The 22,304-nt window shown below is 64.9% G+C and carries 17 protein-coding genes and 1 pseudogene; 8 read left to right on the top strand and 10 right to left on the bottom strand.

Features of this window, described 5'->3' with window-relative positions:
• Window positions 1-104 precede the first annotated feature (104 nt).
• The 4 genes and pseudogenes from AC1C2T_RS03580 to dnaA all read right to left on the bottom strand — a co-directional run.
• On the bottom strand, window positions 105-584 hold the full coding sequence (locus tag AC1C2T_RS03580; RefSeq protein WP_495361603.1) for a DciA family protein: 480 nt from the start codon (window positions 582-584) through the stop codon (window positions 105-107).
• The gene (gene recF, locus AC1C2T_RS03575) at window positions 577-1,857 is read right to left on the bottom strand and encodes a DNA replication/repair protein RecF (RefSeq protein ID WP_495384278.1); all 1,281 of its coding nucleotides are present in this window, start codon (window positions 1,855-1,857) and stop codon (window positions 577-579) included. The genes AC1C2T_RS03580 and recF overlap by 8 nt, the downstream gene beginning before the upstream one ends.
• A gap of 203 nt (window positions 1,858-2,060) precedes the next feature.
• On the bottom strand, window positions 2,061-3,209 hold the full coding sequence (gene dnaN, locus AC1C2T_RS03570; protein WP_495361605.1) for a DNA polymerase III subunit beta: 1,149 nt from the start codon (window positions 3,207-3,209) through the stop codon (window positions 2,061-2,063).
• A gap of 647 nt (window positions 3,210-3,856) precedes the next feature.
• A pseudogene (dnaA, locus tag AC1C2T_RS03565) lies at window positions 3,857-5,218 on the bottom strand (chromosomal replication initiator protein DnaA); the annotation flags it as partial.
• A 484-nt stretch (window positions 5,219-5,702) separates the two neighbouring features.
• Between dnaA and rpmH the strand changes: the two are divergent.
• The 8 genes from rpmH (at window position 5,703) to AC1C2T_RS03525 (ending at window position 14,037) form a co-directional block, all read left to right on the top strand.
• The gene (gene rpmH, locus AC1C2T_RS03560; protein WP_022892375.1) at window positions 5,703-5,840 is read left to right on the top strand and encodes a 50S ribosomal protein L34; all 138 of its coding nucleotides are present in this window, start codon (window positions 5,703-5,705) and stop codon (window positions 5,838-5,840) included.
• Between the two features lie 7 nt (window positions 5,841-5,847).
• Window positions 5,848-6,219: a ribonuclease P protein component gene (rnpA, locus tag AC1C2T_RS03555; protein WP_495361606.1), complete on the top strand. Its 372-nt coding sequence runs from the start codon at window positions 5,848-5,850 to the stop codon at window positions 6,217-6,219.
• Between the two features lies 1 nt (window position 6,220).
• Window positions 6,221-6,634, top strand: coding sequence for a membrane protein insertion efficiency factor YidD (yidD, locus tag AC1C2T_RS03550; protein ID WP_495384277.1), 414 nt, complete (start codon window positions 6,221-6,223; stop codon window positions 6,632-6,634).
• A gap of 8 nt (window positions 6,635-6,642) precedes the next feature.
• Window positions 6,643-7,596, top strand: coding sequence for a membrane protein insertase YidC (gene yidC, locus AC1C2T_RS03545; RefSeq protein WP_495361608.1), 954 nt, complete (start codon window positions 6,643-6,645; stop codon window positions 7,594-7,596).
• 4 nt (window positions 7,597-7,600) lie between these two features.
• Window positions 7,601-8,098, top strand: a complete 498-nt coding sequence (locus AC1C2T_RS03540) for a Jag family protein (protein WP_495361609.1) — start codon at window positions 7,601-7,603, stop codon at window positions 8,096-8,098.
• A 16-nt stretch (window positions 8,099-8,114) separates the two neighbouring features.
• Window positions 8,115-8,744 carry a 16S rRNA (guanine(527)-N(7))-methyltransferase RsmG gene (gene rsmG, locus AC1C2T_RS03535; protein ID WP_495384276.1) on the top strand — a complete coding sequence of 210 codons (630 nt, stop codon included), beginning with the start codon at window positions 8,115-8,117 and terminating at the stop codon, window positions 8,742-8,744.
• A 3,380-nt stretch (window positions 8,745-12,124) separates the two neighbouring features.
• Entirely contained in the window at window positions 12,125-13,057 is a 933-nt protein-coding gene (locus tag AC1C2T_RS03530; protein ID WP_495361977.1) for a ParA family protein, read from the top strand.
• On the top strand, window positions 13,057-14,037 hold the full coding sequence (locus tag AC1C2T_RS03525) for a ParB/RepB/Spo0J family partition protein (protein WP_495384275.1): 981 nt from the start codon (window positions 13,057-13,059) through the stop codon (window positions 14,035-14,037). Before AC1C2T_RS03530 ends, AC1C2T_RS03525 begins: the two co-directional genes overlap by 1 nt.
• 142 nt (window positions 14,038-14,179) lie before the next feature.
• Here AC1C2T_RS03525 and AC1C2T_RS03520 read toward each other — a convergent pair whose 3' ends face one another.
• From AC1C2T_RS03520 to AC1C2T_RS03495, 6 genes are all read right to left on the bottom strand, one after another.
• Complete coding sequence (locus AC1C2T_RS03520; RefSeq protein WP_495384274.1) at window positions 14,180-15,139, bottom strand: D-alanine--D-alanine ligase family protein; 960 nt, start codon at window positions 15,137-15,139, stop codon at window positions 14,180-14,182.
• Window positions 15,140-15,156: 17 nt separating this feature from the next.
• A complete protein-coding gene (locus AC1C2T_RS03515) occupies window positions 15,157-16,479 on the bottom strand; it encodes an aminotransferase-like domain-containing protein (protein WP_495384273.1) in 1,323 nt (440 codons plus the stop codon).
• A 167-nt stretch (window positions 16,480-16,646) separates the two neighbouring features.
• A complete protein-coding gene (gene trxA / locus AC1C2T_RS03510; protein ID WP_056007113.1) occupies window positions 16,647-16,970 on the bottom strand; it encodes a thioredoxin in 324 nt (107 codons plus the stop codon).
• Between the two features lie 88 nt (window positions 16,971-17,058).
• Entirely contained in the window at window positions 17,059-18,033 is a 975-nt protein-coding gene (gene trxB, locus AC1C2T_RS03505) for a thioredoxin-disulfide reductase (protein ID WP_495361615.1), read from the bottom strand.
• 161 nt (window positions 18,034-18,194) lie between these two features.
• Entirely contained in the window at window positions 18,195-19,817 is a 1,623-nt protein-coding gene (gene murJ / locus AC1C2T_RS03500; RefSeq protein WP_495384272.1) for a murein biosynthesis integral membrane protein MurJ, read from the bottom strand.
• On the bottom strand, window positions 19,810-22,281 hold the full coding sequence (locus AC1C2T_RS03495; protein WP_495384271.1) for a DUF6049 family protein: 2,472 nt from the start codon (window positions 22,279-22,281) through the stop codon (window positions 19,810-19,812). The genes murJ and AC1C2T_RS03495 overlap by 8 nt, the downstream gene beginning before the upstream one ends.
• Window positions 22,282-22,304: the final 23 nt, after the last annotated feature.

Here is a 22,304-nt window from a genome sequence, read left to right as displayed (position 1 = left end):
CCGTCATTCTGGCGACTCTCGATCCTATCAAACGGAGGGTCGACACAGGCCCTGAAGCGCCGATCTGGGGCGATATCAGGTCGGAAGTGACCGAATTTGCCTGCCTAGCCGTAGGTATCGCGTGGACCGCGCCCTGGAACCGATCTGGGACCCCTTTTCCAGGTGGGGGCATCCGGCCCCTGGAACCTGATCGTCTCGACGGCCGCTCCGGGGAATCTCGTCGTGATCTCGGTGACCAGTTGCGTGCGCATCATGCGCAGCTGCGTCGCCCACGCGGTCGATTCGCAGCGCACCTGCAGCACCCCGCCCTCGATCGCGATGGGTTCGGAATGACGTGCGGTCTCTTCGCCGGCGATATCGGCCCAAGAGGCGAGCACGTCGTGCTGCGAGAGCGGACCGTTCCAGCCGAGCTGGGTACTCAGCGAATCGATCGTGTCGGCGAGCGGCTTCGGGTCGCGCCCCGGGGTGAACGGCTCGCTTCCGGAGATCTCGCGAGTGCGAACCCTGCCCGCTCGACCGCTGCGTGTTCGTTCGCCGCCGAAGATCTCACGGAAGTGCTGGTAGACGCGCGCGGCCTCAGACATCGGCGGCCTCGTCATCTCTGCGACCTGAGCCTGTCGAAGGGCCAGCACCGATCCCTTGCAAGCCCTCGTCGTCTCTGAGACCTGAGCCTGTCGTAGGGCCAGCACCATCGATCCCTTGCATGCCCTCGTCGGCGATGCGCCCCGCCTCGATGTGCACGACACGGGCGGTCAGGGGCGCCGGCACATCTTCGAGCACCGCCGCCGTCACGAGCACCTGTTCGAAGCCCGAGATGGCGCTGGCGAGACGTTCGCGCCGCAGGCGGTCGAGTTCGGCGAACACGTCATCGAGCACGAGCACCGGGTCGCCGGTCATCGAATCGCGTCGCAAGAGCTCGGCTGAGGCGAGTCGCAGGGCGAGCGCGAACGACCACGACTCGCCGTGGCTGGCGTACCCCTTCGCGGGCAGTCCGTTGAGGAGGAGCACGACATCGTCGCGGTGCGGACCGACGAGGGTGACGCCTCGCTCGAGCTCTTTCGGGCGAAGCACTCGCAGCGCCTCAGCGAATCGCTCGATCGTGCTCGACGTCGAATCGAGAGGCGCAGCGGATGCATCAGCCTCGTCATCCGGGTCGGCGCCGTCGATTGAGAGTGACGGACTCATCCCAGGAGCGTGGTCGGCGTCGACGATCGATCGGTACGCAGCTGCGAGGGGCTCCCGGAGCTCGGCGATGAGCGTGAGCCGCTGGTCGATGAGCTCCGAACCGAGCGTGACGAGACGCTCATCCCAGATATCGAGTGTCGTCAGCTTGTCGACGGCGAGCCCTCTGGCCCGCGCGCTCTTCAACAACGAATTGCGTTGTTTCAGCACTCGCTCGTAATCGGCCATGACGCCGGCGAGCCGTGGCGTGCGTTGCACCAGCAGCTCATCGAGCATTCGCCGGCGAACCGAGGGCTCGCCCCGAACGATGGCGAGGTCTTCAGGAGCGAAGAGCACGCTGTGCACATAGCGCGGCAGCTCACGCGTCTTCACCGGGGAACGATTCAATTGGGCACGGTTGGCGCCTTGACGATTCAGTTGCAGCTCGATGAGCAGCTCACGATCGCCGTGGGTGAGCAGTGCCCGCACGATCGCGGCGTCGGCGCCGGCCCTGATCAGCGCCTGATCGCCGGAGACGCGGTGCGAACTGAGCGTGGCGAGGTAACCGATCGCTTCGACGAGGTTGGTCTTGCCCTGTCCGTTGCGCCCGACCAGCACTGTCGCGCCCGGGCCGAGTTCGAGTTCAGCACGCTCGTAGTTGCGATAGTCGGTCAGGGAGAGACGGGCGACGTGCACGCTGGGCTCCCTTCGACGGCGCGGCATCCGGATGCCTCATGGCCGTCGGAATCGCAATTCACCACGCTACCCCGCACCGCCGACGCCAGGCCCGCGGGTTGAGCTTGCCGAAGCTGCGGGTTGAGCTTGCCGAAACCCAGCTCGGCGAGGTTTCGGCAGGCTCAACCCGCAGAACGGTCAGCCGGGCTCAACCCGCAGAACGGTCAGCGCAGCAGCAGGTTCGGCTGCAGCAGGTAGCGGTAGCTGTCGGCGCCGGCCTGCTCGCGCGAGGACTGGCTCGTGATGAGCACCGGACCCGGCTTGTTCGGATTCTCGGTCTTCGTGAATGAGACGCGGACGAACTCGGAGCGCACGGCGCCGAGACCGTCGAGCAGGAACTGCGGCTTCAGCGACACAACTGTGTCGTCGCCGGTGAGGATCGCGTCGATCGACTCCGATGCTTGGGCCTGCTCGCTGCCGATCGCCTCGAGCGTGAGCCCGTCGGCCGTGAAGCTGTAGCGCAGAGCGGCCTCACGTTCGAGCACCAAGGCGACACGGCGGGTCGCCTCGATGAGCTCGGCGGTGTTCACGACCGCGTAGTTGTCGACCGTCTCGGGGAAGAGTCGTCGCACGGGCGGGAAGTTGCCCTTGATGAGCAGCGACGTCACGGTCTTCTTGTCGGCGCTGAAAGCGATGAGCTCGCGATCGTCGCGGTTCGTTATCGAGACGGAGATGGTGCCGGAGTGGCCGAATGTCTTGCCCACCTCTTGAAGTGTGCGGGCAGGCACGAGCGCGCTGACCGTCTCTTCGCTGGCGACGGTGCCGCCATCCCAGTCGAGTTCTCGAACTGCGACGCGGTAGCGGTCGGTCGCGACCAGGCTGAGATTGTTCTCGCGCACCTCGAGCTGCACACCGGTGATCACTGGCGTGACGTCGTCGCGCGAAGCGGCGACCGCGACCTGTGCGACGGCCGCTGCGAACTCCTCGGCCGGCACGACGCCGGACTGGGGGCCGATCTCGGGAATCGAAGGATATTCCTCGACCGGCATCGACAGCAGTGTGAAGCTCGCCGAGCCGCAACTGACTGAGATTCGACTCTCTTCCGTTGCGACCCGCACTGGGGCGTTCGGGAGGCGACCGGCGATCTCGGCGAGCAGACGTCCCGAGACGAGCACGGTGCCGGGTTCTTCGACGTCTGCCTGGATCTCGGTCTGAGATGAGACCTCGTAGTCGAAGGACGAGAGCACGAGGCCGTCGGCGTTCGCCTGGATCAGCACACCCGAGAGGATCGGCAAAGTGGTGCGCTGGGGCAGCAGTTTGACGGCGAAGGAAACGGCCTCACTGAAGACGTCGCGGTTGACCTGGAACTTCACGGTTCTCCCGTCGTGGATGTCGCTGGGTGGATCCCATGTTATCCGCAGAGTTCAGCTCTTCGCGGGGCGAATCGATGTCGACCGTGCACTGCCGCACCGCTGCTCGACGAGCGCCGATCTCCAAGGTTGTGGGAATCCCCCCTTAAACCCTTAACTCTTAACAGTGTTAACCGCTGTGGAAACTGTGGATGGTGTGCAGAGACCAGCGGAACGACGCCGATCGCGCGGCATCCGATCTGTGCACAGTGTGTGGGTTCGTGAGCGGATGCCTCATGCTGACGTCGAACGCATGACACTGTTCTGCACAGGCTGACCCTTTGTCTCAACAGGCTTCAGGCGGTTCCTCGCGAACAATCCACAGGTTCTCCACAACTGTGGGAATCGCCCGGAATGGTCGTGCACGGTCGCTGCAGACCCGTTTTTCGGCGCGCTCGAGCGCTTCGGGTCGACCTTGTCGGTTTCCGGTTCTGTGGGTTGAGCCTGGTCGAAACCTTCTCGGCGGAGGTTCGACGAGTCTCGGTTTCGACAAGCTCAACCCACAGATGGGGCAAGCTCGCCTCACAGATGGGGCAAGCTCAACCCACAGATGGGGGCAGGCTCAACCCACAGATGGGGCAAGCTCAGTCCGCACGGGGAACGCTGCACACTCAGCGGTAGCGGCTGACCTGCTTGATGCGCGCCGTGAGCTCGGTGACCTGGTTGTAGATGGAGCGGCGCTCCTTCATGAGTTCCGAGATCTTCTTGTTCGCATACATGACCGTCGTGTGATCTCGATTGCCGAACAACTGGCCGATCTTCGGCAGTGACAGGCTCGTGAGCTCACGGCAGAGGTACATCGCGATCTGGCGTGCGGTCGCCACGGCCTGCGACCGGCTCGAACCGTAGAGGTCGTCGACGGTCAGCTTGAAGTAGTCGGCGGTCGCCGTGATGATGTCGACCGGCGAGACGACGTTGTCCGAGTCATCCGTGATCAGGTCTTTCAAGACCGTCTGCACGAGAGGCATGTCGACCGCCGTGCGGTTGAGGCTTGCGAACGCAGTGACGCGAATGAGGGTGCCCTCGAGTTCACGGATGTTGCTCGACACCTTCGACGCCATGTATTCGAGGATGTCGTCTGGCACCTGAAGGCGCTCGGACTGCGCCTTCTTACGGAGAATGGCGATGCGGGTCTCGAGGTCGGGCGCCTGCACGTCGGTGATGAGGCCCCACTCGAAGCGGCTTCTCATGCGGTCTTCGAAGCCGGTCAGGTGTTTCGGCGGCACATCACTCGTGATCACGACCTGCTTGTTGTGATCGTGCAGTGTGTTGAACGTATGGAAGAACGCCTCCTGAGTCTCCGCCTTGCCCTGCAGGAACTGGATGTCATCGATCAGCAGGATGTCGATGTTGCGATAGCGCTGCTGGAAGAGCGATCCCCGGTTGTTCGCGATCGAGTTGATGAAGTCGTTCGTGAACTCCTCGGAGCTCACATAGCGCACGCGAATCCCGGGGTACAGGCTCATCGCGTAGTGACCGATGGCGTGCAGGAGGTGGGTCTTGCCGAGACCGGAGTCGCCGTAGATGAACAGCGGGTTGTACGCCTTGGCCGGCGCTTCAGCGACCGCGACCGCGGCGGCGTGGGCGAAGCGGTTGGACTGGCCGATGACGAAACTCTCGAACGCGTACTTCGGATTCAGCCGCGTGTCGCGTGACGAGACCGGGCTGGTGTTCTCGAAGACCGACTGGGGGGAGGCGGGCATCTCGACCGGATCGAGCTCGTCGACGAACGGCGACTGCGGCTCGGGGGCTCGAGCCTCCTCGAGCTCGGGATTCACGACGACGTAGAACGAGGTGACCGGTGACGGCGCCTCGACAACGCTCATCGCGGAGAGCAACGACACCCGCATGCGCTGGTTCAACATCGTCGCCGTGAAGTCGTTCGGCACCTCCAGGTAGAAGGTGCCGGCCGCGATGCCCTTCGGCTCGACGAGATTGAGGAAGCCCTGCAACATCGGCGTGATGGCGTCGTCGTCTGACAGCCGATCGAGGATCGTCGCCCAAATATCCGTGATGGGCTGCTCTGTCATGGTTCCCCGCAATCGATCCGGTGCCGTCGTCTGCCGCTCATCGATCCCCCGATCGACGGAGCAAGCGGCGCGAGGCGAAGTGTTCACTGGGTTATCCACGCCCTGTGGGGAGAATTCGGAAGAAGCCCGAGATTCCGCGCACCAAGCTGGGGATAACTGGTGTCAAACGCTATCCAATGAACCCGCTCCCGACAAATGCCGATTGAGGGATTCGACGTCGCGGGCGTGTCACTCCACAGGCGATCCTGAGGTTCGAGCGATACTGTCCCTTTTGAACTGTGCCGGGTTGAACTCTGTTCGGTTTGACCCCAAGGCCTCGAGGCCGTAGTTTTAATCAGTTGACCCCAGCCCATCAGGGCACCTAGTTTTCCCGCCTTCGCGCTGTTCCGCGGTCCCGGCGAGGAGATCCGAACGCCGGAGAAGAAGAATGAGCAAGCGTACTTTCCAGCCGAACAACCGTCGTCGCGCCAAGAAGCACGGCTTCCGCCTTCGCATGCGCACCCGCGCCGGCCGCGCCATCCTGTCGGCGCGCCGCGGCAAGGGTCGCACCGAACTCTCCGCCTAGTACTTCGGTGCTTGCCAAAGCCAATCGCATCACGAGTGCCGACGACTATCGAGTCATCGTGCGCCGGGGTGCGAAGGTCGCCGGTGCCCACACCGTGAGCTATGTGCGCTCACGGGAGTCGGGCGCTGGCGCACGCTTCGGCTTCATCGTGTCGAAGAAGGTCGGTTCCGCCGTTCGACGCAATCTCGTGCGCCGGCGGTTGAAGGCTGTGTGCCACGAGGCGCTCGGCGATGGCATCGCCGACGTCGATGTGGTCGTGCGAGCGCTGCCCTCGGCTGCCGCTGTCGACTGGCATGAGCTCCGCGCCGAGGTGCTGAGTGCACTTCAGCGCCGTCGCATGCGCGCATCAGCGATCCCATCGCAGGAGAAGGGCGAATAGCGTGAAAAACGCCGCCCTGTTCGTCGGGCTCCTCCCCCGCAATCTCGGGGTGCTCGTCATTCGCGGCTATCGCGCCGCCATCTCGCCGCTCTACGGCGATGTCTGCCGCTATTACCCGTCGTGCTCCGCCTATGGACTCGGTTCCGTGCAACAGCGCGGCCTCCTCATCGGCTCGGCGCTGACAGCCTGGCGCATACTTCGCTGCAATCCCTGGACTGCCGGCGGAATCGACGACGTCAACGCCGCACGTCATTCGCGCTACCGGGTGACCCCGTCCGGGTGGGTGGTACCGGCCGGCATCGGGCAGACGGATGCATCTGATCAGATGCGTACCGTCTCGGCTCGCCATGATCACTCGCACCGCGACGACGCGGAGCTCTTGCTCTCCTCCCCCACCCTGTCCCGGAAGGACTGAACTCCTCCATGCCTGATTTCATCAGCCTGGTTCTCTGGCCCATCAAATGGGTCATCGAGCTGATCCTCGTCGCGTTCCACTCGATGTGGGACTTCATCGGCCTCGATCCCGACGCAGGTGGCACCTGGATCCTCTCGATCGTCGGCCTGGTGATCGTCGTTCGTGCGGCGCTGATCCCGATCTTCGTCCGGCAGATCAAGAGCCAGCGCCGCATGCTCGAGGTCGCGCCGCAGCTCAAGAAGATCCAAGACAAGTACAAGGGCAAGAAGGACCAGTTCTCCCGCGAGGCCATGTCGCGCGAGACCATGGAGCTCTACAAGAAGACGGGCACCAACCCGCTCTCATCGTGCCTGCCGCTCCTGCTGCAGATGCCGATCTTCTTCGGACTCTTCTCGGTGCTCAACGACGCTCAGCATGACAAGGCCGGCGTCGGTGTGTTCACCCAGCAACTCGCGAACTCGTTCGCGAACTCGGAGTTCCTCGGTGCCCCGTTGAAGGGCACGTTCATCGGCGCGATGAACGGAGAGTACCCCTGGCAGGTCATGGCCATCGCGGCCACGATGATCGTGCTGATGACCGCTTCGCAGTTCATCACCCAGCTGCAGATCGTCTCGAAGAACATGTCGCCCGAGACCAAGGCGAGCCCGATGTTCCGCCAGCAGCGCATCATGCTGTACCTGCTCCCCCTCGTGTTCGCATTCTCCGGCGTGGCCTTCCCCATCGGTGTCATGTTCTACTGGCTCGTCTCGAACTTCTGGACCATGGGTCAGCAGTTCGTGGTCATCAGGAACATGCCGACTCCGGGCAGTGAAGCAGCGAAGGCCCGTGAAGAGCGACTCGCTCGCAAGGGCAAGCTCGTCGTCGATGAGAAGACCGAGATCGCGATCGAGGCGCAGGAGCCGAAGAAGACGCAGCGCCAGCAGCCCGTGAGCAAGTCTCGCTCGAAGAAGCAGGGGAAGTAGACCCATGACCGACGTACAGCACGAGACCGCAGACCGCTCCACCGCTCAGCTCGAGGAAGAGGGCGACATCGCGGCGGATTACATCGAGGAACTCCTCGACATCATGGACCTCGACGGCGACATCGACATCGATGCCCGCAATGGGCGCGCGTATGTGTCGGTGAACGCTGGAGCCGGCGAAAACCTCGATCTCCTCTCCAAGCCCGAGACTGTGAGCGCGTTCCAAGAACTCACTCGGCTCGCCGTGCAGACCAAGACCGGCGCGTTCTCACGGCTGATCCTCGACATCGGCGGCTCGCGCGACGCTCGTCGCGACGAACTCGCGAATCTCGTGACTCGCGCCGCCGAGCGCATCGATGGAGGCGCGGCGGAAGCTTCACTCCCCCCGATGTCGTCGTACGAGCGCAAGCTCGTGCACGATCTTGTGGCTGAGCGCGGTCTGCACTCGGAGTCACGCGGCGAGGGCAGTGACCGTCACACGGTCATCACCCGCGGTGCCTGACGTTTCACGTGAAACGATGATCGACGGACTGGAGCCGGAACCGGCCGCCGCGGTCGATATCTTCGGCGAGCACATCGATGCCGGCCGCGCATTCACGATGGCGCTCGCGCGACACGGCGAGGAACTCGGTCTCGTCGGACCGCTGGAACTCCCCCGGCTCTGGACTCGTCACGTCTTGAACAGTGCATTGGTCGCACCCCTGCTGCGGCCGGGGCGCGTGGGCGATGTCGGTTCAGGCGCGGGCCTCCCCGGCATCGTTCTCGCCATCTTGAGACCGGATGTCTCGTTCACCCTCATCGAGCCGATGGAGCGCCGCGTCGCTTGGCTCGAGCGACAGACGAGTGAACTCGCGCTTGCGAACGTCACGGTTGTGAGAGCCCGTGCCGAGGAATCGAAGCTCTTCGACTCCCTCGACCAGGTGACGGCGCGCGCAGTGAGCGCCTTGCGCACACTGATTCCAGTGACCGCACCCCTGTTGCGGGCAGGTGGCGAGCTCGTGCTCATGAAGGGCGCCGGCGTCGGCGGTGAGATTGCGGCTGCTGAGAAGGTCATCCGCAAGTACCACCTGCGCGACGTGGAGGTGCTCGTGCTCGGCGAGGGACTCGTGTCAGAAGTCACGCGGGTCTTCCGCGCAACTGCGGGCTGACGCTCCCGCTCTGGGCGTGGGCGCCGCCAATTCGTCAACTCGTGGATTCTGGAAGAGAGTCACATCGATTCGGCCGGCTTCCGGGCTTGCCGGAGGGCTCGTACTGGCGTGCCCTGACTCAATTGGCTCAATCCACGCTCGCTCGGCCACGTTGAGGGGTCGTGTGCTTCCGATCCAGTCAGACGCTTGATTCGAGAGCATTGCGGCGCCTGGTCGGTTCCGAATGAAGTTCAGGCCCCCACACGGACGGTCAGGTGGGTTCGCGACTGTGACGTGGATCACGATCTGGATCCGGACGAAAGCCAGGAGCAATGACGCAGACGGCCTCAGCTCACGACCGGTGCTGCCCGGTTGGTCCCGCGCTCCACTCGAGCTGCAGCTGCGCAGGCGTCGTGAATTGTCCGCTCGAAGGTTCGATCCCTGAGCATTCCCGCCGCCGTGATCATTGGTGAGTTGCTGACCTTCGGTGCGCAGGCCGGTTTGGGACGGAGAAGATTGCCACACCGCGGAGGTGCGCGGACGGTCCGTTGTGTGCGGCGTGCCAGTTCTCATGCGTTTCACGTGAAACATGGAACCACCGTGCGGTTCCGTCTCGCTCTGATACGGAGCAACGCCAATGGTCGATGGTCTCAGGTCACGGACCGCCTCTGCTGCGCTGCGGATCCAGAGGGCGCCGAACTGAATTGCCAGAGTTCGTCTCCCAAGTCGCGGGGTGATCTGTGGTCGGGGATGCTCGTGGGGGTGGCTCGTGGTCGTGAACTTTCGGATACGCAATGGGAGCGGCTGGCGGCGTAGCAGGCGACCCGGTTCGATCGGGTCACAAGGGGACCTGTCGAATCACATGACTCCCTGCACCGAACCGCCCGATCACGCCGTCGAACGGCCCCGCGGCGGCCTGTCCACGAAGGTCCACTACGCCATCGACGCCCGACGCCGCCCTCGCGATCCTCGTCGGTCCCGGACCTGGCGCGGACTCGCCCATGTTCCTGCACGCACGAGGCCGGTCGCGCTGTTGGCGGATCGGGCGTACTCGTCCCGGGCCATCTGCGCTGACCGGCTCCGCCGCCACATCCAAGCGGCGATCCCGGAGAAGTGCGAACAGCAGGCCGCCGGCGCTGACGCGGTTCAGCCGGCGGCCGCCGGGTTAGTTGCGACCGTGACACGGTCAAACGACGGCACACGGTCGAGTGTGCGTTCAACCTCATGAAGGCAGGGCGCGGTCTCGCGACTCGGTACGACCGGCATGCGGTGATCTTCCGCGGTGTCGTCGTCGTCGCAATCCTCGGCTGGGTCTGACACCAACATCCCGCAGAGCCGTGGACTGGCGCGCTCAAGAAGCGCATCGTGGCTTAGGTCGCGAGGCGACTGATCTGATACAACTCAGCGACTTGGAGACTGACCCTGGGACACCCGCATACTGCGCACGGCGAGCGAGATATCCACCGCGTGCTTCCGGCAATCTCGCGCAGTCCAGCTCGGAGCATCCGAGGCCGTCGGTCCAGCACGCACCCACCCCCCAGAGTGCGGTTCGGTTCGCGTGTCGTGGTGCTTCGCGTCGCGTGACGTGCGGTGATGAGTTCAGTGCGAGCGCCGTCGTAGTGACCGTCACCTCATTCGCCCGGCGAGCACAGTTGATTCGATTCGGCAATGCAGGACTTGGTCTGGCGGATGTCCGCACTGACGTTTCACGTGAAACGTCGCCGTCCCTCTGCCAATCGAATTGCTGCGAGCTCCTGCCGGGACGGTGTGTGCGGACGGACTTCTTGTGTGGATGTCGCACGCACAGCCACCCGGCTTTCGCAGCGCAATCGGATCTCAAGAGTCAACGGCGTTTCACGTGAAACATGCTGCAATTCATTCAACTCGTCTCGGTGAACATTCGATCGAGGGCGCCGGCGGCGTTACCGCAGGTCGCACCCGCTCGACCCCAGTCATCGAACTTGCATCGCCCGCGAGTGACGACGTCCCGACTCGACCGATGAGTCTTCGTTTCGACGTGGCCGAGGACACTCACCTCCGTGCTGTGTCGCTCCTGGACTGTCTTGATCACCACCTCTGTAAGGGGTGTCCCCAATACGCGCCAACAAGCCCCGAAAGCACCGGTGCCCGCATGAGGCTGTCGAGTGGCTGGCATCACGATCCCGCCGTGACGATTGGGCCTCCCGCCCCACGCCTTCCACTTGTCCGTACCTCAGCGGCCAGGTGTCAAGGAGGCGCCCTCGAGTGATCATGGGCACCACGCAACATCAGGGGCGGACTCGTGTCTCACGTGAACTCCCCAGCCCGTGCCTCAGCGTCACAACGGGTTTCGCTCCATCACGCTCCACCGCTGCCCCCCCTCAGCGAGCTGACCCGGTACGCGTGGCCGGAGGGCGCCGACTGGTCGAACGCTGACCGCTGCTCCCGCAGGGACGTTTGGTCTGGATACCCTCGACTTCGCCAGTCATCAACTTGAGAGTCAGTCGCGCCGGTTAGGCTTGACTTTCAGGTCGGGCCGCTACGGAATACGTCGATTCGACCCGCAGATCCAACGATATGGAGCAGTCGGTATGGCAAAGGGCGGGGGACGTGGATGGTTTCGTCGCAGGCGCCCTCAGCCCGAATCTGAGAAAGTCGCCGAGGGTACCGTTCACTCGAGATCCACGCCTCCGGCGCTCTCGGAAGCACCCGTGAACGAAACACGGCCGGCTGACCCTGCTGCCGATCTCGTGGCAAAGCAACAGGTCTCGGACCGGAGCCCGGAGCCTCACGCGGAAGCCGCCCCTCAACTGGTCGTTGGAGGCCCGGGAGAAGACGGTCGACCCGGTGTCACATCGGAGCAACCCAGTACTGATGCCGCGATTTCATCCGTGGCCGACGAACGCCAGGCGGTCGCTCCCGAGCAAGCCGCGCCGCCCAGAGCATCGGTAGGATCTGCGACAGTGAACGATGGCGACCGCCCTTCGAATGAGATCCCCTTCGACCGCGGAATCGACTGGGACGCGGCGACTGCTGAAGCACTGACGGCCGGTGCGGACCCCATCGATGAGTCGGCGGTGCACCGCACTGCGGGTCCCGATCGTCTCCTGGAGGACCTCATTCGCGAGATCGTCGGGGAGGCTACGGCCGACACGGCTTCGGCGCTGTACCCCGTTCGAACCCCAGCCGAGGCAGACTCCCCCGCACCGACCTCCAACGCCAGTGCGCCGGCTGTGGCACAGGAAGAGCCCGATGATGCGAGCATCTCGGCAGTCGAACCACAGATCGCGCCAACGCCCGAACGCAACGACCGAGCCAGCGAGCAACCGCAAACATCCGAGCCCCCGCTCGGGCGTGACCATGTGGTGAGCTCGCCGATGATGGTCACTCCTGCCAATACCGTCGCGCAGGCGACACCCCTGATGCCAATTGAAGCCCCTGATGTTTCACGTGAAACATCTTCTGATCACGGAGGAACTCCCCTGGCTTACGAACTCGCCGAAGAGAACCGTCGGCGCATCGCCCTCGATGACGCGGTGCTCCCCTTGCCGCCTGCGACGCGTGTGTTGACGATCTCCAATCAGAAGGGCGGCGTCGGAAAGACGACGACCGCGGTCAATCTTGCGGCCGGCCTTGCGCGTTCGGGTGCCAGAGTGCTCGTGATCGACCTCGATCCGCAGGGCAACGCATCGACCGCTCTCGGAGTCGATCACCGCTCGGAGCGCAAGAGCGTGTACGAGGTACTTGTCGCAGACCTCGCACTCGCGGAGGTCATTCAGTCGTCAGCCGAGCACGAGTTGCTCGATTGCGTGCCCGCGACCATTCACCTCGCGGGCGCAGAGATCGAACTCGTCTCGCTCGTTGCTCGCGAGCAACGGCTGCGGCGTGCACTCGACGCGCATCTCGCTTCGATGGAGCAGCCCTACGACTACGTCTTCATCGACTGCCCGCCATCACTCGGCCTCCTTACGATCAACGCCTTCGTCGCGGCACGTGAGGTGTTGATTCCAATTCAGTGCGAGTACTACGCGCTCGAGGGCCTCTCGCAACTCCTGAGCAACATCGAACTCATTGAGAAGCACCTCAATCCCGAACTTCGGCTGTCGACGATCCTTTTGACGATGTACGACTCCCGCACCAACTTGGCGCAGCAAGTGGCTCAAGAGGTGCGCGACCACTTCCCCGTCCAAACGCTCGACACGATCATTCCCCGTTCAGTGCGGGTGTCCGAGGCACCCAGCTATGGCCAGAGCGTGATCAGCTACGACTATGCGTCGAGCGGATCTCTGTCGTATCGCGAGGCAGCGGCCGAAATCGCCCGGCGCGGAGCTGCGAAACCCGAGGAGTCGAACTGATGACAACCAAACGGACCGGTCTCGGTCGTGGAATCGGTGCACTGATCCCGAGTGGGGATGACAGCTCCCGCACTCGCCCCGTCGACGTGTTCTTCCCCGACTCGGAGGCGCAACCAGCCGTGGCCATCGCGGTTGTCGAACAAGCAGCGTCGGCAGACAACCTCGTCACGGTTCCGGGTGCGCACCTCGCGCGTCTCGATCCGGATGACATCCTTCCGAACGCCCAACAGCCGCGTAGCGTTTTCGACCCCGACGACCTGGCAGAGCTTGTACACAGTGTGCGCGAGTTCGGAGTTCTCCAGCCCATCGTGGTTCGTCGGCACCCCGACCTGCCTGGCAAATACGAGCTTGTCATGGGTGAACGACGGCTTCGTGCGACGAAGGCAGCGGGACTCGATTCCATTCCGGCCGTCGTCAAAGACACCGCGAACGAAGACATGCTTCGTGACGCGCTGCTCGAGAACCTGCACCGCTCTCAACTCAACCCGCTCGAAGAAGCCTCCGCCTATCAGCAACTCCTCGCCGACTTCGGAATCACCCAGGAGGAACTCGCTTCACGCATCGGTCGGTCGCGGCCTCAGATCTCGAACACACTCAGACTGCTCAAGCTTCCCGAGGCCGTGCAGCTTCGGGTTGCGGCGGGCGTGCTCACCGCGGGGCATGCCCGGGCGATCCTCTCCGTCGGCGACGACGCAGCAGGCATGCAGCGATTCGCCGACAAGATCGTGAATGAGGAGTTGTCGGTTCGGGCCGCGGAAGCGGTCGCCACGAATGAGCCGAAATCGTCGCGTCCGAAGCCGGCGGCAGGCAAACGACAGGACTTTCTCGAAGACTTGGCGACTCGCCTCGGCGACCGACTGAATACTCGGGTGAAGATTGCGCTCGGCGCGAGAAAAGGCCAGATCACAGTTGATTTCGCGACCGTTCAGGACCTTCGGCGGATCCTGACGGAACTTGGCGAGAATCTCGACGGGGTCTGAGTTCAAGAGTCGCGCAGGATCGTTCCTGACGACCTGAAATCGGGCTGGTTCGGCGAAGAGAACACCCGCTGGAACGGCGTTGGTCGGGCACGCGATGAAGCGATCGGCACCATCGGCGATGATCGCTTCGGAACGTTCGAAGCTAGTTCGCGCGCAACCGGGCCGCTGCGACGAGCGAGCCGTACAGAGTCGCGGCATCCGTACCGGACGCCTCGATCGCGAGCGGAACGAGTGACGTCTCGGTGAGGCCGGGAATCACGTTCGCTTCCAGGAACCATGGCATTCCGTCGGCATCGACGATGAAGTCGACGCGGGAGAGATCCCGCAGTCCAAGTGTGCGATGCGCGAGCACCGCGGCATCCGACATTGCAGCGACCGCCACCTCATCGAGGCGAGACGGAGCGTAGAACGTGGTCTCCCCCGCGTTGTAGCGGGCCTGAAAACCGTAGACCCCTGCGGTCGGTTCGATCTCGACCGCTGGGAGCGCACGCGGCCCATCACCCGTATCCACGACCGCAACCGCGACTTCGGTGCCGAAGATGCGACGCTCGACCACCGCGACCTCTGCGTAGGTGAACGCCTCGACCATCGCGCGCGGCAGGTCGTTGGAGTCATCGACGATCGTGACTCCCTGCGCGGAACCACCTGAGGCGGGCTTGACGACGAGGTCACCTTCGAGCGCCGAGCGCACGACCCTGAGCACACTCGATGCGCCGAGCTCGCGGAACGACTCATGCGAGAGCACGATCGACTCGGGAACGGCAACGCCGGCCGACGCCAGCAACGAGCTTGCGATGGGCTTCGACCAGGCTCGCCGCGCCGCTGCACCCGATGACCCGACTGTCGGCACATCAATTGCAGCAAGCAACTCGAGGAGCGACCCGTCTTCACCACTTGAGCCGTGAAGGGCGGGGAAGACCACGTCGGGCCGTTCGCTCGACAGGAATGCCAGCAGCCCGGCGTCGGGGTCACGCAGCACCACACGATGCCCCGCTGTGGTGAGTGCGTCGGCGACTCGGCGACCCGACCGAAGAGACACGTCGCGTTCGTGGGAGATGCCGCCCGCGAGCACGACGACGTAGAGGGCGGAAGAATCGCTCATGATCAGGGGTTTCTCCACTACTTCAGGTCGGATGGCGGCGCGGAGTCGTAGCCCGCGCTCGCTGGGAGCTGCAACGGGCCAGTGCCCGCAAAGGTATCGAGAAGGTCGAGTTCGCCGTTGATGACCGTCGCGAGTCGCCGGATGCCGAGCCTGATCGCCTCGGGCGTCGGATAGCAGTACGACAGCCGCATCGCGTGCCGCCCACGTCCGTCGGCGAAGAATGCGGTACCTGGGGTGTAGGCGACGAGCTCTTTCACCGCACGTGGCAACATCTGCTTCGAGTCCAGTACGTCGGGCATCGTGACCCAGACGTAAAATCCGCCGTTGGGATTCGTCCAGTTCAATTGGGGCAGGTACTCCCCCAAAGCCTCGATCATCGCGTCTTTCCGCTCGCGGTACACGCCCCGGAACGTGTCGATCTGCCCGCGCCAGTCGGTCGTCGCCAGGTACTCCGACACGACCAACTGGCTGAACGAGCTCGGTGAGAGGATCGCCGACTCGGCGGCGAGAATGAGCTTCTCGCGAATCGCGTGCGGTGCGAGCGCCCATCCGACCCGAAATCCGGGAGCGAGGGTCTTCGAAAACGAGCCGAGATAGATGACGCCCTCGGGGTCGAGGGACCGGAGGGCGTTCGGCGCGGGCTCATCGAAATGCAACAGGCCGTACGGATTGTCTTCAAGGATCAGGATTTCGTTGGAGCGACAGATCTCGAGGATCTCAGGCCGACGCTCCGCCGAGAGGGTGACGCCCGCCGGGTTGTGGAAGTTCGGGATCGTGTACAGGAACTTGATGCGCCGGCCTTGGCCGCGAAGCGCGGCGATCGTCTGACGGAGCGCCTCGGGGATGAGTCCGCGCTCGTCCATGGCCACGTGCACGACGTTCGCCTGATACGAACGGAAGATGCCGAGCGCCCCGACATAACTCGGTGACTCCGCGAGGATCACATCACCCGGGTCGATGAAGAGCTTCGCCACCAGGTCGAGCGCTTGTTGTGAGCCCGTCGCAGTCACGACGTTGTCGACGGTGCCGCGGATGCCCTCGATCGACATCACTTCGAGAATCTGCTCGCGCAGCTCTGGAATCCCCTGACCAGAGCCATATTGCAGAGCAACTGCCCCGCGTTCGCGCATGACCTTCTCCATCGACGAGACGATGAGGTCGTGCGGCAGCGCAGAGACGAACGGCATGCCACCGGCGAGAGAGACCACCTCGGGCCGCGAGGCGACGGCGAAGAGTGCTCGGACTTCAGAGGCGGCCAGCCCGGCTGCTCGCTCGGCGTAATTCGCGTACCAAGGGTCGAGATTGTTGCCGGTCCGCTGGGGGACGCCGTCAGAAGTCACTGCACTCTTCCGTTCTGTTCAGGATTTCCATGGTAGTTGCTGGGTACCGGGCGCTTGGTCGGGGCTGCGTGCCGCGGCGGCATCCGCAGCTCGTGAACGCGCAGCCCGGTGGAGACACGAAAGACCCGCCCGGCTTTCGCCGGACGGGTCTGAAATTCGACCGCCGACTACGAGATGTAGGCGGCGAGGTCGGCCTCGAGTGCGGGCTTCGGCTTGGCGCCGATGACGGTCTTCACGACCTCGCCCTTCTCGAACACCTTGAACGCGGGAATCGCGGTGATCTGGTACTTCATCGCGAGACCGGGGTTCTCATCGACGTTGAGCTTGACGATGTCGAGCTTGTCGGCGTGCTCGGTCGCGATCTGGTCGAGAATCGGACTGACGGCGCGACACGGGCCGCACCATTCGGCCCAGAAGTCCACGAGGACGGCCTTTTCGTTGTTGAGGACCTCCTGCTCGAAGGTGGCCTCGGTCACTGCACGTGCAGTCATTGCGTTCTCCTTTTGGTGAAATCGGATGTCGCGATGCGAAGTTCGCGGCAGCGGTGCGTGTCGCCCCAAGTCTTCGAGCGACACAAGGTCAGTTGACGGCGGCGAACTCCGTCTCGAGCACGGCTTCGGCGGCATTCTCGTTGCCGAGCGCCGCAAGATAGTGCTCGGCGTCGAGAGCGGCGGCCGCACCGGATCCGGCGGCGGTGATTGCCTGGCGGTAGTGCGGGTCGACGACGTCGCCGGCTGCGAAGACGCCGGGGAGGGACGTCCTCGAACTGCGACCCTCGACCGCGATGGTGCCTTCGGGCGTGAGGTCGAGCTTGCCGTGTACGAGGTGCGTTCGCGGATCGTTTCCGATGGCGATGAAGAGCCCGTCGAGGTCGAGGCCGCGCTCGTCACCGGTGGCAGTGTCGCGCAGGGTGACACCCGTGACCGCGCCGGTTCCGTGGATCGCAGCGATCTCGGCGTTCCAGATGAACTCGATCTTCTCGTTGTCGAAGGCGCGCTGTTGCATGATCTTCGACGCCTTGAGTGTGTCACGACGGTGGATCACATAGACCTTGTCGGCGAAGCGGGTGAGGAACGTCGCTTCCTCCATGGCGGAGTCTCCGCCGCCGGCCACGGCGATCGTCTTCTGTCGGAAGAAGAAGCCGTCGCACGTTGCGCACCAGGAGAGACCGTGCCCGGAGAGCACCTCTTCTTCGGAGAGGCCGAGCTTGCGGTACGCCGAACCGGTCGCGTAGATGACCGTCGCTGCCTCATGCTCATCGCCGTTGCCGAGCTTCACGCGCTTCACAGGGCCGTCGAGGTCGAGCTCGACGACGTCGTCGTAGACGACCTCGGTGCCGAATCGCTCGGCCTGCTCCTGCAGCTTCGTCATGAGGTCGGGGCCCATGATGCCCTCTGGGAAGCCGGGGAAGTTCTCGACTTCCGTCGTCTTCACCAGCTCGCCGCCGATCTCGACGGAACTCGCGATGAGCAGCGGTTTCAGTTGCGCGCGAGCGGCGTAGATCGCGGCCGTGAATCCGGCCGGGCCCGAACCGATGATGATGATGTCGCGCAAAGCCGCTCCCGTCGTAGCTGGTGATTCGCAGCATTCAACGAATCGGATGCCACGAGATGCTCAACACAGTCTAAGCGGCGACTATTCCGCGGCCGTTCGGCGAGCCGATGTGTTTGGATGCCGCGTGGTGGGTGCTGTGCCCCGCGCTCGCGTCACCGATGTCAGCGTCGGCGGAGGCGTGCGACGAGCGGGGCGGCGAATCCGCGCAACTCGGGTGACCGCAGCATCCAGAGCACCGCGAAGTACAGCGCGCTCATCACTGCGCCGATGATCGCCATCGACACGATCGCGGTGAGCACGCTCGAGAGCGCGAAACCGTCGAAGGTGGTTCCACCGAGCGCCCAGAGCAATGCGAGACCGGCGATCACGGGCAGCACGAGCGCGGCAGCCGACCGTCCGTAGGCGACCAAGATGCGTCGGCCGTCGAGTGGACCGATGCGTCGCCGGAGCAGCACGATGGCGAGGATGGCCTGGATGGTTCCTGCGACGGTGATGACCACGGCGATGCCGAACGCCACCCACGCACTCGGGAGGGCGATGCAGGCCAGTGTGCCGGCGATGATCAGGACGACCTGCACGAGGGTGATGAAGAACGGGGTCTTCGTGTCGTGGAGGGAGTAGAAGGTGCGTTGCACGATGAAGAGAATACTGAACGGGATGAGGCCGACGAGGTAGGCGAGTACCACCGCACCGGTCGACCACACGAGGGGCTCGACGGAGGAGAACACTCGAGCGAAGAGGAACGCACACACCATGAGCACCGCGGTCGCGACCATCAGGATGACGCCGACGCCGCGCACCGCGCTGGAGAGGTCGTCGCGCACCTTTCGGAGTTCGCCGGTGGCGGCGTGCTCGCTCATCCGCGTGAAGTAGGCGGTGGCGATCGACACCGTGATCACCGAGTGCGGCAGCATGAAGATCAACCAGGCGTTCTGCTGCATGCCGATCGAGGCTTCATCGTGGGATGCCGCGGAGACACCCACGACCGAGGTCTCGACGAATCCGGCGACCGTCGTGAGCAGGAGCATTCCGAAGGTCCAGCTCGCGATGCCCGCGGTTGACCTCAGGCCGACGCCGCGCCAGCCGAAGTCCGGTCGGTAGCGCAGGCCTGCACGACGCCAGAACCAGAACAGCACGAGCGCCTGGACTGCGACACCGAGCGTCGCGCTTCCGGCGAGGAGGGCGATCATGCCGGGCGACCACTCGCCTGCGGTGCGCAAGCCATCGGGGTCTGAGGCGAAGACCAGCACGAATACGGCGAGCCCCGCGAGGGCGACGATGTTGTTCAGCACAGGCACCCACGTGAAGGGGCCGAACACGCGCTTGGCGTTCAACACCTCGCCCAGCAGCGAGTACATGCCGTAGAAGAAGATCTGCGGCAGGCACCAATAGCCGAATGCGACAGCGAGGGCGAAGACACCGTCACTCATGCGGCTGCCGATCAGTGCCGTGAGCAGCGGCGTGAGCAGCGTGGCGATGAGCGCAGCGGCACTGAGGATCACGAGCCCCAGGGTCATGACCTTGTTGATGTAGGCGGCGCCACCGTCGCGATGCGCGGCCGACCGCACGATCAACGGCACGAGCACGGCGCTCAACACGCCGCCGGCGACGACCGCGTAGATGGTGTTCGGCAGCTGGTTCGCCGCGGCGAACGCGTTGGCGCCGGCACCGCTGCCGCCGATCACGGCTGCGAGGAGGGCCGCCTTCACGAAGCCGAGGACGCGGGAGACGATAGTTCCAGATGCGAGGAAGAGGCTCGCGCGTCCGATGCGATCTTCAGCCATCGCGGCGCTCGTCACCGGGTTCCCGGGGCGTTGCCGCGGCATCGGGTTCGGTGGCATCCGGCTCCTCCGTAGGCGTCACGGTTTCGGCCGCTTCTGCGGCTCCTGCTGTTTCGGTCGCGTCAGCGTCAGCGTCAGCGGCATCCGCTTCCTCCGCTGCTACCACTGCATCGTCGGGGGCTTCCGCAGCAGCTTCGGCGCGCTGTCGGCGGAGGCGACGGATGTTGCGCCACACGCCGAGGCCGAAGAACACGACGACCACGAGGCCGAGCAGGGCGGCGCCGAGACCTTCCCAGTCGGCCTGCACGTTCGCGGGGATCATCACGGGGGTGCCGATCGGCACACCTTCTGGCGAGGTCAGCGTCACCGTGAGGGTGACTTCGCCGTTGCCGATGCCGGCGGCGACCGGCACCCGCACGAGGCTGCGCGATTCGGGGTCGACCGTGACCGTCTTCTGGTCTTCGACGATCAGGCGACCGTTCGACGGCTCGACATCGACGATCACCGTGACCTGGTACGGCAGCGCGTTGAGGATCGTCGTGGGCACGCCGGTTTCACTCGAGACCACGTTGATCGGGCTGCTGGGCACGACCGACACTGCGCCGAGCGTGTTGCGCTGGTCGAGAAGCCACTGGCCGACGGCCGTCTCCCAGCCCTCATTGTCTTCCAGCCAGGCGACGTCGAGCAGGGCGAGCACATTGCGCCGCGCCGGTGCGGAGATCAGGCGGGGGTCTTCGAGCACGGTCGCGAACGCGGTGACATCCGCTTCGGCACGAACGAGCCGATCGACATTCGCGCGGCGCTGCTCGGTCTCGAGAAGGTCGACCAGCGCACGCTCGACCGGGGGCGCGCCGATGGCATCCGAGAGCGTCGCGGGTCGGGCCCAGGGGCTCGCGGCCAATTCGTCGAGCGTCGCCGAGACGCGCGACGACTGCGTTGCCGCGCCACGGTCGAACGTCGCGAGCAGTGTGAGCTGCTGTCCGGGGTTCGCTTCGCCGCCGAGCACCAACTCGGCGCCGAGCAATCCGGTCGCGGAGCGCCATTCCGTATCGGTGAGCGCTTCGGAAGCCTCGCGCAACGGCGCCGTCAGTCGCGAGTCGGCCACGACCGCGGTCGAGCCGTCGACGTTCGATGCCGCGTTCGACCACGGTTCGCTCGCTGCGACGTTGCCGGGGGCGAGGAGCGCTGTCGTCAGCCCGGCGTCGCTCAGGAAGGTGAGGTTGCCCGCGGCGACCGTGTCGTCGGCCGGCCAGGCGATGTCGGTCCGCGTGTAGGGCCACGCGAGCAGCTCTTCGGTGGTGGGCAACTCGCCCGACGCGGGCGGCGTCGGATCCGCCGACGGGGTGGGTGCGGCATCGTCTGTGGCGGTGCCTTCGGCGTCGGCATCGGGATCCGCGTCACCATCGGCTGCGGCATCCGCGAAGTTCGCGGCATCGAGCTCGTCGGCGAACGACGTGGGGGTGAGCGGCGCGGTCAGGCCGACCTGCGCCTGCACCGCGAGATCTGCGTCTGCATACGCGAGCGGGAATATCTCGTTGGGCAGCTGGGCGACGCGTTCGAGCCACGCGGTGGCCGTGGCCGGTGCCGCAGTGCCGAGCACCCTGATCGACGCGATGATGCGGGGATCGATGCCGATCGCGACCTGTCGGCCTGCGACGGCGTCCAGCTGACGGGTGAGCAGCCCGAATGGCGCGGTCCACGTCGAGAGATCGTCGGAACTCAGGAGTCCTGACGAAGATGCGGGCACCGTGAGCGGATACGCGAGGGCGAGCGACACTGCGTCGGTCGCGGGCGCAGAGCTGTTGGCGTAGGCGTCGGTCGCGGAGGCCGCGATGGCACCGTCGACGAGGAGCTCGACGCCGAAACCGAACACCGGTGACTCGGCGAGTCCGTCGAGCGTGTCGGGCGGAAGCGTGAACGAGATGACGTCGACCGCACCCGCGGCGAGGGCACGGGACTCACCCGCAGCGATCGCCATGCCGTCAAGGGAATGCATTGCGGTATCGGTGGCGGCATCCGATTCGGCGCCCGCCTGATCGAGCCAGGCATCGAGCTCGCTCGTGTCGTCAATGGCCTCGTTCGCACGAACGAGGCGCAGGGTTCCGGCTGAGACCGACTCGGCGGTGGCGTTCTCGATCTCGACCTCGAAGGTGAGCGCCGTGCCCGGAGTGATCGTCGTCGACACGGTCGGGGCGATGCGCACCAGGATGCCGTCGACGTCGCGGGCTGCGGGCCGTGACGTGTGGCCGGCCCTCGTCGTGGTTGCGCCCTCGGCGGTGGCCTCGAAGACCGCCGCGTCGGCGGCGACGGGTGCGGCGACCAGTGCGGCGATCATTGCTGTGGTCAGGCCGAACCCGGCGACCAATCGTCGAGCCGCGGCAACCGCGCGTGGAGGCCGTTGCGCGGCGGCATCCGTCGATTCGCCCCTCGGGCGCCGACGGCGCGCAGGGAACGACTCGGGCAGCATGCTGGCGATTCTACGGCGTGTCC

Source organism: Agromyces sp. Y558, assembly GCF_059445415.1.
Note: the sequence above shows the minus strand (reverse complement) of the source record. Positions and strands in the feature narration are given on the sequence as shown.